The organism is Roseomonas rosulenta, assembly GCF_016106005.1.
GTDB lineage: Bacteria > Pseudomonadota > Alphaproteobacteria > Acetobacterales > Acetobacteraceae > Neoroseomonas > Neoroseomonas rosulenta.
In genome coordinates, this window is sequence record NZ_JACADR010000161.1 from 1 (window position 1) to 10054 (window position 10054).

11 protein-coding genes and 1 pseudogene are annotated in these 10054 nt (G+C 73.3%); 6 read left to right on the plus strand and 6 right to left on the minus strand.

Annotated elements, in window-relative coordinates; translation table 11 throughout:
- A partial coding sequence (locus HW578_RS17350) for a calcium-binding protein (protein ID WP_304621643.1) occupies positions 1-1917 on the minus strand: 1917 nt, incomplete at its 3' end.
- Positions 1918-2169: 252 nt separating this feature from the next.
- On the opposite strand from HW578_RS17350, the gene HW578_RS17355 reads away from it, so the two are divergent.
- From HW578_RS17355 to HW578_RS17370, 4 genes are all read left to right on the plus strand, one after another.
- On the plus strand, positions 2170-2664 hold the full coding sequence (locus HW578_RS17355; RefSeq protein WP_198371871.1) for a hypothetical protein: 495 nt from the start codon (positions 2170-2172) through the stop codon (positions 2662-2664).
- A 46-nt stretch (positions 2665-2710) separates the two neighbouring features.
- Positions 2711-3355: an MBL fold metallo-hydrolase gene (locus HW578_RS17360; protein ID WP_232479062.1), complete on the plus strand. Its 645-nt coding sequence runs from the start codon at positions 2711-2713 to the stop codon at positions 3353-3355.
- Positions 3355-4590, plus strand: a complete 1236-nt coding sequence (locus HW578_RS17365) for a serine hydrolase domain-containing protein (protein WP_198371872.1) — start codon at positions 3355-3357, stop codon at positions 4588-4590. Before HW578_RS17360 ends, HW578_RS17365 begins: the two co-directional genes overlap by 1 nt.
- Before the next feature lie 157 nt (positions 4591-4747).
- On the plus strand, positions 4748-5080 hold the full coding sequence (locus HW578_RS17370) for a YdhR family protein (RefSeq protein ID WP_198371873.1): 333 nt from the start codon (positions 4748-4750) through the stop codon (positions 5078-5080).
- 1 nt (position 5081) lies between these two features.
- Here HW578_RS17370 and HW578_RS17375 read toward each other — a convergent pair whose 3' ends face one another.
- The 4 genes from HW578_RS17375 to HW578_RS17390 form a co-directional block, all read right to left on the minus strand.
- Entirely contained in the window at positions 5082-5600 is a 519-nt protein-coding gene (locus HW578_RS17375) for a gluconokinase (protein WP_198371874.1), read from the minus strand.
- Positions 5597-6577, minus strand: coding sequence for a phosphogluconate dehydrogenase (NAD(+)-dependent, decarboxylating) (gene gnd, locus HW578_RS17380; protein ID WP_198371875.1), 981 nt, complete (start codon positions 6575-6577; stop codon positions 5597-5599). Before gnd ends, HW578_RS17375 begins: the two co-directional genes overlap by 4 nt.
- Positions 6578-6742: 165 nt before the next feature.
- Entirely contained in the window at positions 6743-7852 is a 1110-nt protein-coding gene (locus tag HW578_RS17385) for a serine hydrolase domain-containing protein (RefSeq protein ID WP_198371876.1), read from the minus strand.
- Positions 7853-8217: 365 nt separating this feature from the next.
- Positions 8218-8394 carry a hypothetical protein gene (locus tag HW578_RS17390; protein ID WP_198371877.1) on the minus strand — a complete coding sequence of 59 codons (177 nt, stop codon included), beginning with the start codon at positions 8392-8394 and terminating at the stop codon, positions 8218-8220.
- 93 nt (positions 8395-8487) lie between these two features.
- Here HW578_RS17390 and HW578_RS17395 point away from each other — a divergent pair, with 93 nt between their 5' ends.
- Positions 8488-9156, plus strand: a complete 669-nt coding sequence (locus HW578_RS17395) for a DsbA family oxidoreductase (protein ID WP_198371878.1) — start codon at positions 8488-8490, stop codon at positions 9154-9156.
- A 30-nt stretch (positions 9157-9186) separates the two neighbouring features.
- Here HW578_RS17395 and HW578_RS17400 read toward each other — a convergent pair whose 3' ends face one another.
- Positions 9187-9366, minus strand: a complete 180-nt coding sequence (locus HW578_RS17400) for a hypothetical protein (RefSeq protein WP_198371879.1) — start codon at positions 9364-9366, stop codon at positions 9187-9189.
- A 157-nt stretch (positions 9367-9523) separates the two neighbouring features.
- Here HW578_RS17400 and HW578_RS17405 point away from each other — a divergent pair.
- Positions 9524-10054, plus strand: a pseudogene (locus tag HW578_RS17405) (hypothetical protein); the annotation flags it as partial.

Consider the following 10054-nt stretch of genomic DNA (forward strand, 5'->3'; position numbering starts at 1 on the left):
GCCGAGCCCGACGCCGAGCGCGAGGTCGCGCGGCGCCAGCGTGCCGCGCCAGGCGAGCGGCCCGGGGCCGAAGGCGCCGCCCACCAGCCCGCCGGCCAGCGCCAGCGACAGCACGTCGCCCTCGGCCGGGTTGAAGTCGGTGATCCAGTCGGGCGCATCGCCCTGCGCCTCGGCCTGGCCGCTGGTGGACAGGTCGATGACGAACAGGTCCGCCCCCGCGCCGCCGCTGAAGGTGTCCGCGCCGGTGCCGCCCAGCAGCGTGTCCGCACCCTCCGCGCCATCAAGGAGGTCGTCGCCCTCGCGCCCATGGACGAGGTCGTCGCCCGCCCCGCCCAGCAGGCTGTCCGCACCTGCGTCGCCCCAGAGAAGGTCGTCGTCATCCCCGCCCAGCAGGGTGTCGAGGCCGGCGCCGCCGAACAGCAGGTCCGGCCCGCGCCCGCCGGCGAGGTGGTTGCGGTCGTCGGACGATTCCGTTTCGGGCGAGAGGTTGTCGGCGGCAAAGAGCGTGTCCCACCCATCGCCCCCCTCAATCCAGTCGGAGCCCGGCCCGCCGCGCAATTCGTCCGCGAGGTCGCCGCCATTGAGGGTATCGTTGCCGAGCCCGCCCTCGAGAACGTCGACGCCGTCCCCGCCGGCGAGCACGTCGTCGCCGCCCTCCCCCCACATCATGTCATCGGTCCCGCCGAGCGCCGTGAAGACGTCGTCGCCCGGCCCGCCTACGAGCCCTGCGAAGGCGGCGAGGAAGTCGCCCGGGATCAGCGTCGTGGCGGTGTCGCCTGCGGGGACGGCGATGCGCAGGAACAGGTCGCCGGCGCTGAAGCGGCCGTCGTCGTTGAGGTCCGCCCAGAGCTCGAATCGCCAGGCCTCGCCCTCGACCAGGCGCCACATCACGTCGGCGAAGCCATCGCCGATGCGCGAGGCGGGCAGTTGCACGCCGGAGACCGCGTAGCCCTCGAAGACGAAATCCGCCGCCGCGACATGGAAGGTGAGACCGAGGCCGATGGCCGCGACGCCGGGCAGGCCGATCCGGTCGCCGCCGGCCACCCCCGCGCCCTCGAAATCCAGGATCAGGTCGGGGGTGGCGGGCGGGCTGTTGGGCAGGCCTGCCACGTCGAACAGGAACAGGTCGTCGCCGAAGCCGCCGACCAGCAGATCGACCCCGGCGCCGCCCGCCAGCGTGTCGTCGCCCCAGAAGCCGTTCAGCGTGTCGTCGCCGGCGCCGCCCACCAGCAGGTCCGCCACGAGGCCGCCGGCCAGCGAATCATCCCCGCCGCCGCCCAGCAGCGCCATGCCCGCGGCCGAGACCGCGCGGCCATCGACCGCGAGGCGCGAACCCACCCCCTGGGCCGATGCGTCGATCGTGAAGACCGATCCGGCTACGGGCGTGGCGGTCGCGACGGTGGCGGCATCGAGGGTGAGCGCGACATTGCCCGCGCCGACCTCGAAGCGCTCGATCCCCGTGACGGTCAGCGGGCCGAGCACCACGGACAGCGTGCCCGAGAGCACCAGCAGGTCGCCGGTCCCCTCCCCGCCATCGATGGTGTCGAGGGCGCTGAGCCCCGCCTCGCCGCGGATGTAGTCGTCCCCCGCGCCGGCGACGATGCGATCCTCGCCGCCGCGATCAGCGCCGATCCAGTCGCCGAAGGCGCTGCCTGTGCGGACGTTGTTCCCCGGCCCGTCCAGGATCAGCAGGCTGGCGTCCTGGAACACCAGGTTGGCGGCTGTAAGCCCCGACCCGCCGAGGCCGATGCCCAGCAGCCGCACCGTGTCCGACCCCACCGTGACCAGCAGGTCGCCGCCGGCGCTGGCGAAGCGCAGCGCCGCGGCGGAGACGCCGAAGGGCAGGACGAGCAGGTCCTCGGCCGGCACGAAGACCAGGCTGGCGCCGGCGGCATCGGTGAAGGAATAGGTGGCCATCGCGTCCTGCGATCCGATCAATGCAGGAAAGCGCGCGATAGTTGAATGAACAATGAACGGCCCGGCGAAAATTGCCGGGTGGTCGATATCGGGTCGTGGTCGGCAGCGCTCGACGCCGCTGGAGTTCCGGCGATGAGCGCCGGCCCTGGCGACGCGACGCGGATGCGCCGCCGCCGGTCGGGCAAGGTGTTGACGCGCCGCTGCGGCAGGCAGGACCCTGTGCCACGGGAACCACGGAAGGACGGCGCGGTGATGCGGTGGTGGATGGCCCTGGCGGTGGTGGTGCTTGCGGCAGGCGGCGCGCGCGCGCAGGAGCGGCCCTCGCTCGCCGCGGTGGAGGCGCGCGCCCTCGCCGCGCTGGGCGAGGGCTATGTCGCGCGGATCGAGGACGGGCTCCTGACCCTCACCTGCCCCGGCTGCGAGGGCGCGCCGGCGGTGGAACTGCGGCTCGGCCGGCAGGAGGACACGACCGAACAGCGGCTGCGGTCGGGATACACATCGATCGCCTCGCTCGACCAGCAATGCCGCGCGCGCAACCCGACCTGCCGGGTCGAGCGCGCCGACATCGGCCGGGCGGTGGGCTGGGTCACGGCCTATCGCGCGGGGGAGGTCGCGGGATCGGTGCTGGTGCTGCTGCGCGACGGGGGGATGGTGATCGCGCGATCGGTCGCGGCCTCGCCGGAGGTGGCGCGCGGCAATGTCGAGCGGCTGCGCGCGGAGGTGCTGCCCGCCCTGGTCGGGCCCTGAGCCCCGGCGCTTTACGCCGCGCGGGGCGCGCGCCAAGGTCGGCGGCATGAGCATCGCCACTGCCATCATCCCGGTCACGCCCTTCCAGCAGAACTGCACGCTGATCTGGGACGAGGAGACGAAGCAGGGCGTGGTGGTCGACCCCGGCGGCGACGCGGATCGCATCCAGGACGCCATCCAGCAGGCCGGCATGGAGGTGCAGCGCATCCTGCTCACGCATGGGCATCTCGACCATGCCGGCGCGGCCACCGAACTGGCGGAAGCGCTGGGCGTGCCGATCGAGGGGCCGCACCGCGCCGATGCCTTCCTGCTCGACGGCCTTGCCGCGCAGGGCGCGACCTATGGCATGGCGTGCCGGCCCGTCACGCCGGACCGCTGGCTCGAGGAGGGCGAGACGGTGGAGATCGCCGGCCAGGACTTCGCGGTGCTGCACTGCCCGGGCCATACCCCCGGCCATGTTGTCTTCGTGAGCGTGGCGCTGGGCGTGGCGCTGGTGGGCGACGTGCTGTTCCAGGGCTCGGTCGGGCGCACCGACTTCCCCTATGGCGACACCGATGCGCTGATCCGCTCCATCCGCACCAAGCTGTTCCCGCTCGGCGACGACATCCAGTTCATCTGCGGCCATGGGCCCGGTTCGACCTTCGGCACCGAACGCCGCACCAACCCCTATGCCGGCGAAGGAGCCGCGTGATGGATACGATCCAGGCCGATGTCGCACCGCTCGCGCCCGCGCGGCCGGAGAGCGTGGGCATGTCCTCCGCGCGGCTCGCGCGCATCCGCCCCGCGCTTGAGCGCGAGATCGAGGAAGGCCGCTTCCCCGGCGGCGTCGTGGCCATCGCGCGCGACGGGCGGCTGGTGCACATGGAGGCGGTCGGCTTCCTCGATGCGCAGGCGCGCGTGCCGATGCGCGCCGATGCGCTGTTTGCCATCGCGTCGATGACCAAGCCGGTCTGCGGCGTGGCGGCGCTCTCGCTCGTCGAGGAAGGGCGGCTGCTGATGTCCGACCCGGTCGGCGCCTACGTCCCGCCCCTGATGAACATGAACGTCGCGAAGCCGACACCGGGGATGCTGTCCGGCGAGGGGCCGCTGGAACTCGAGCCGCAGCGCCGGCCGATGACGGTGCAGGACGCGGCGCGCCACACCACCGGCTTCGTCTATGGCGGCTTCGGCGCCACGGCGGTGCATGCGGCGCATCCGGGGACGTCGCTGACCGTGGCGCGCGACCATGACGCGGCCTCGCTCGCGGCCGCGCTGGCGGCCACGCCGCTGCGCCACCATCCGGGCGAGGCCTGGGAATACGGCTTCTCGACCGACGTGCTGGGGCTGGTGGCGGGCGCGGCGGGCGGCGCCTCGCTCGGCACGCTGATGCGAAGCCGCATCTTCGAGCCGCTGGGCATGCGCGAGACGGGCTATGTGCTCCCCGAGGGCGGGCTCACGCGCTTCGCCAAGGCGCTGCCCACCTGCCCCATCACCGGCAAGCCACAGGCGGTCGAGGCGCCGGTCGCGCCGCCGCGGCTCGAGGTGGGCGGTGCAGGGCTGGTCTCCACCGCAGCGGACTACCTGCGCTTCGCCGAGATGCTGCGTGCCGGGGGGACGCTGGGCGGCGCGCGCGTGCTCTCGCCCGCGGCCGTGCGCTGGATGGGGTCGGACCACCTGCAGGGCATCGAGGGCGGGCCGGACCGGATGGACCCGGGGCTGACCGGATACGGCTTCGGCCTGACGGTGGCGGTCCGGCGGCATCCGGGCGGGTCTGCCTTCATGGGCGCGCCTGGCGCCTTCGGCTGGTCGGGCGTGTTTGGCACCTTCTTCTGGGTGGACCCGGCGGAGCGCCTGGCGGTGGTGCTGATGGCCCATGCCCCGGGCGAGATGCGCCTGCGCTACCGGCGGCTGATCAACATGCTGGCCTACCAGGCGATCGAGGGTTGAACACGGCTCCGGCACGGCCTGCTGGAGTTCGGTTGCGCTTCGACGGGGGCGGGCCGGCCGGTTGCGCCCGGCCCACCCCCCAACCCGCATCGATGCGTTGCGCGGGCCGGCCCGTCGGGCGCAGGCTGCGGCCAGAGACGCAGGGAGGCCTCGTGCCATGATGATCGTGCAGGTCAACTACACGCGCCCCGACATGCCAAAGGCGGAGTGGGAGGCGCGCTACACCGACGACCGGGCCAGGCAGTTCCTCGCCGTGCCCGGCCTGCAATGGAAGATCTGGCTGGACGGCGAGGAGGACCGCCGCGCCGGCGGCATCTACCTGTTCGACACGCGCGCGGCGGCCGAGGCCTACGTGAACGGCCCGATCGTCGCGCGGATGAAGGCGAACCCCGACATCACCGACCTGCAGATCCGCATCTTCGACGTGCGCGAGCGGATGACGGCGATCACCAACGGCCCGGTGCCGGGCCTGGCGATGGCGGCAGAATAGATCACACCAGGTCGCCGCGCCGGCGCAGCGCGGCGATGGCCTTCTGCACGATCACCGGCGGCTCGGGATCGACATCGAGGTCGATGACATCGGCCTCGGTATCCGGCGGCTCGAGCGTGGCGAACTGGCTGGCGATCAGGCTCGCGGGCATGTAGTGCCCGCTGCGCGCGGCCTGGCGCGCCATGATCAGCGCGGGATCACCGGTCAGGTGCAGGAAGCGGATATCGGCATGCCCGGCGCGCAGCCGGTCGCGGTAGGCGCGCTTCAGCGCGGAGCAGGCGATCACCACGCCGGTGCCCGCGATACGCGCCGCTGCGATGCGCGCGGCGATGGCATCGAGCCAGGGCCAGCGGTCGTCGTCGGTGAGCGGCGTGCCGGCGGCCATCTTCGCGACATTGGCGGGCGAGTGGAACCCGTCCCCGTCCTCGAAGGGCCATCCGAGCCGCTCTGCGAGGATCGCGCCGAGGGTGGACTTGCCGCAGCCGGAGACGCCCATCACCACGATGGCGGCGATGGTCATGCCTTCCTGGGCTCCAGATGCCCGCCGAAGCCGGCGCGCATGGCCGACAGCGCCTTGCCCGCGAAGTGGCCATCGTCGCGCGAGGCGAAGCGCGCATAGAGCGCGGCGGTGAGAACGGGCGCGGAGACCGCGGTCTCGACGGCCTGCTGCACGGTCCAGCGCCCCTCGCCGGAATCGCCGACGCGGCCGGAATACTTCGCGAGCGCCGGGTCCTCGGCCAGCGCCGCAGCAGTGAGGTCGAGCAGCCAAGACGTGACCACCGACCCGCGCCGCCAGACCTCCGCCACGTCGGCCACATCGACGCTGATGCGGTGCTGTTCCGGCAGGTCAGGGCTGTCGGCGGCGCGCAGCAGGTCGAGCCCCTCGGCCAGCGCCTGCATCATGCCGTACTCGATGCCGTTATGGACCATCTTGACCAGGTGGCCGGCGCCGTGGCCGCCGCAATGCAGCCAGCCTTCCTCGATGTTGGGGGCGCGGCCGTCGCGGCGCGGCGTGGCGGGGATGTCGCCCCGCCCCGGTGCCAGCGCGGCGAAGATCGGCGCGAGGCGCGCGACCGGCGATGCCTTGCCGCCGATCATCAGGCAGTAGCCGCGCTCGAGCCCCCAGACGCCGCCCGAGGTGCCGATGTCGAGGTAGTCCACGCCGCGGGCGGAGAGCGCCGCGGCGCGGCGCACGTCGTCCTTCCAATGCGTGTTGCCGCCATCGATCGCGACATCGCCGGGCGAGAGCAGGTCGCCGAGTGCGGCGATCGCCTGCTCGGTCGGATCGCCATGCGGCAGCATGACCCAGACGGCGCGCGGGGCGGCCAGTGCGGCGGCCAGGCCAGCAAGGTCGGGCGCAGCCGTGGCGCCATCCGCGACCACAGCCGCCACCGCCGCCGGGTCGCGGTCCCACACCACGCAGCGATGACCTGCGCGCATCAGGCGGCGGGCGATGTTCGCCCCCATCCGCCCCATCCCGACGATGCCGATCTCCATGCGCCCGCTCCCTGCCCTGCGCGATGGATGCCCCGGCGAAGCGTGCCGCGCAACCGACGTGTCAGGCTGCCTGCCCCCCCCTGCGCCCGCCGCCGCTGGCAATAGGAGGGTCGCGGCGGCGGCGCGGTGGCACGCGTGCGGGCAGACAGTTCGCCTGCGCGCGGTTCAGCCCGCGATGGCCGCCCGCACCCGGGCGATGAAGCCGTCCATTGCCGCAGGGTCCGTCCAGCGCAGCACCGCGACGATGCCGGACGAAGGTTCGATCCACGTCAGGTTTCCGCCGGCGCCGCTGGCGAAAAAGGCGTCGCGTGCGGCGGAGGGGAGCCAGGAACCGCTCTTGTTCACCCGCCACAGGAAGCCATAGGTGTCATTGAGTGAACACGGCTGGGTGGACAGGTCGAACCACGATGCCGGGACCAGCTGCCGCCCGCCCCAGGCGCCGCGGTTCAGCGCCAGCAGGCCCACTCGCGCCTGGTCCTCGGCATGGATCGCGACACCGCCGCCCCAATGCGTCCCGCCCGGCACGGACTGCGCGCGCCGGCCATCGGGCAGCGTGACCCACGACGTGCGATAGCCATCCCAGCGCCAGTCGGCGGACGCGCCGACCGGGCCGAGCACGCGCTCGCGGAACACCTCCGGCAGCGGGCGGCCGAAGACGCGCAGCAAGCTCAGCGACAGGCGGTTCACCCGCACGTCGTTGTATTCCCAATGCGTGCCGGCGGGTTCCAGCGCGCGGCTCCCCTTCTTCCCCTGCCCCTCGACGCCGAGGTTGCGGCCGCGGTCAATGCTGTCGGCCTTGCCGAACAGCGTGCCTTCCCATTCCGAGGTGTTGGTCAGCAGGTGCCGCCAGGTGATGGGCGCGTTCTGCGCGCTGTCGAAGCCGCCATCATCCACGCTCTCGCGCACCGGGCGGTCGATGTCCGGAATCAGCCCATCCGCCACCGCGATGCCGGCCAGCATCGAGAGGTAGGACTTGGCCACGGAGAAGGTCTGGCTGACCTCCCGCGTGTCGCCCCAGCGCGCCACCAGCACGCCATGGCGCGTGACCATCCCGCAGGGCGCGCCGCGCGGCCAGAGCACGCCCAGCACCTCGTTGTCCGGCGGCGGCTCGAAGCCGCCACGGCCGATATGACCGGCCAGGTCGTAGGGCCAGGGCGTCTCATGCGCGGCGGCATGGGCCACGGCCTCGGCCAGGCGCGCGCCATCGAGGCCGAGCGCGGCGGGCGAAGCCTCGGGCCATGACACGGGATGGGGATCGGGGAAGGTGATGCTCATGACCGGGACCATGCGCGGAACCCGTGCCGGGTCCAAGGGGGGCGTCCTCGGAGTGGATATGCGTCAGGAGCACCGTGCCGATCTGTTCGGGCGCGTCGCCCAGGGCGCGCAATGCGTCGAGCGTGCGCCCCGTCGTCGGCATGAACGAGGAATGTCCGGCGGCAATCGACTTTGAACAGGTTGCGGCTCGTGTTCACCGCATAGTCGCCGACCGGCTGGCGCAGCCCGTTCGGCATGAACCAGGCGCGCTCGCGCAGGGTCGCGATCCGCTCGGGCGTGCTGTCGGGGAACATGCGGGGGAGGAACTCCTCGCCGCCGCCGCCCATGGCGCCGTCGAGCAGCGCCGTGTCCTCGGTCTCGCCAAGCTACACGTGGTAGACGCCGGGGTTGGCGGTGCCGGCAGGCGCCGGGACGGCAGCGCGGGCGGTCGGCGCGAAGGCGCCGGCGCCGAGCAGGGCAGACCCGGCCAGCAGGACGCGCCGGTCGGCCCCGTCGGTTGGGGCATAGGTGGTGTCTTCGTCGGTTGTTTCGCTGGGGCGCAAGGTGCGAATTGCGCGGCGCGTTTCCAGCCTGCGGCGGCTTGCCGCGGGGCGGGTGCGTCCCCATGCTCGAACGGACCGCATCGAGGAAGCGCCATGTCCACCGCCACTGCCGGCCGGCTCGAGATCGTCTCGGACGCCATCTGTCCCTGGTGCTGGATTGGCAAGGCGCACCTCGACGGGGCGCTGGCGCTGCTGGCCGAGGAAGGGCTGGTCTTCGAGATTGGCTGGCTGCCCTACCAGCTGAACCCCGACATGCCGGCGGAGGGCGTGGACCGGCGGGCGTACCGGACCGAGAAGTTCGGCTCCTGGGAGAGGTCGCAGCAGCTCGATGCCCAGGTGGCGGATGCGGGGCGCGTCGCCGGCCTCGCCTTCCGGCATGACCTGATGGCGCGCACGCCCAACACGGTCGAGGCGCATCGCCTGATCCGCCTGGCCGGCGCGGACGGCGTGCAGCATGCCGCTATGGACCGCGTGTTCCGCGCCTATTTCCAGGAAGGCCAGGATATCGGCTCGCGCGCCGTGCTCGCCGCGCTGGGGGCCGAGGCCGGCATGGCCGAGGCGACGCTGGCGGCCTTCCTGGCCGGTGATGCGGCACGCGCCGAGGTGGTGGCCGAGTCCCGCGCGCTGGCGCAGGCGGGGATCAGCGGCGTGCCGTCCTTCCTGCTGGACCGGCACCTGCTGTTCTCGGGAGCGATGCCGGCCGAGCGCATGGCCGATGGCTTCCGCCGCGCGGTGGCGATCCTGCGCGAGCGCGCCGCCTGAGGCTGGCCGCCGCCGCGGGCCGCGCGCGGTTCAGGCGCCCCCAGCCCAGAGCGCGATCTCGGCGGCTGCCCAGGCCAGCACCAGGAAGCCGGTAAAGTCGCGCAGCGCGCGCCGGGCCGCGCGCGCCGGCGGCCTGGCGGGCACGAAGCGGATCACGACGGGCGGCGGCGGGATGACCAGGGAGGGGTCGATGGCGGTGCGCTGGCTCATGCGGTGATAAGAACAAAACCAGAACATGAATGCAAGCCCCTTGAAGGAATTCGGGGCGCATTGCCCATCGGACCGGTCCAGCGGCGCTTCGGCCTTGTGTCCGGAGGTCCTTGCCGCCGACACTGACGTCCCGGTTCTTCAACGGAGCAACGGCCCGATGCCCGACTCTCCCGACCATCGCCTCGCCCGGCGGCTGCTCGTCGTGCGAGTGGCGGCCGCAGGCGGAGCGGCGGCCCTGCCCGGAGCCGCCTTCGCCCAGGGCACCAAGGGGGAAGGCGGCGCCAGCCCCGCCCCTTCGCCTGGCCCGATCCCCGCTCCGCCGGCGCCGCGCAACGCGCCCTCCGGCGTGTCGGATTCGGACCCGTCCGACGCGCCCGGCCAGGGCCGCGGCACGGCGCCGGGCCAGCGCCAGCAGCAGACGGGGCTGACGGATGCCGACCCCAATGATCCGCCGAATGGAGGCCGCGGGCCGCAGGGCGGCGGGCGCCCCCGGACCGGCGTGAACGACGCCGACCCCGAAGACCCGGCGGGTGGTGGCCGCGGTACGCAGCGCGGCGGCCGGCAGCCCTCCGGCGTCTCCGATTCCGACCCCGGCGACCCGCCCGGCGGCGGACGAGGCGGCGGTACCGCCCGCCCGCGCACCGGCACCTCGGATGCCGACCCGGGCGACCCGGCGGGTGGCGGTCGC

Excerpts from the sequence above, each read along its gene's own strand:
- HW578_RS17400 (WP_198371879.1), bottom strand. The coding sequence starts at position 9,366 with ATGAGCCAGCGCACCGCCATCGACCCCTCCCTGGTCATCCCGCCGCCG.
- HW578_RS17375 (WP_198371874.1), bottom strand. The coding sequence starts at position 5,600 with ATGACCATCGCCGCCATCGTGGTGATGGGCGTCTCCGGCTGCGGCAAG.
- HW578_RS17385 (WP_198371876.1), bottom strand. The coding sequence starts at position 7,852 with ATGAGCATCACCTTCCCCGATCCCCATCCCGTGTCATGGCCCGAGGCT.
- gnd (WP_198371875.1), bottom strand. The coding sequence starts at position 6,577 with ATGGAGATCGGCATCGTCGGGATGGGGCGGATGGGGGCGAACATCGCC.
- HW578_RS17355 (WP_198371871.1), top strand. The coding sequence starts at position 2,170 with ATGCGGTGGTGGATGGCCCTGGCGGTGGTGGTGCTTGCGGCAGGCGGC.
- HW578_RS17360 (WP_232479062.1), top strand. The coding sequence starts at position 2,711 with ATGAGCATCGCCACTGCCATCATCCCGGTCACGCCCTTCCAGCAGAAC.
- HW578_RS17395 (WP_198371878.1), top strand. The coding sequence starts at position 8,488 with ATGTCCACCGCCACTGCCGGCCGGCTCGAGATCGTCTCGGACGCCATC.
- HW578_RS17365 (WP_198371872.1), top strand. The coding sequence starts at position 3,355 with ATGGATACGATCCAGGCCGATGTCGCACCGCTCGCGCCCGCGCGGCCG.
- HW578_RS17370 (WP_198371873.1), top strand. The coding sequence starts at position 4,748 with ATGATGATCGTGCAGGTCAACTACACGCGCCCCGACATGCCAAAGGCG.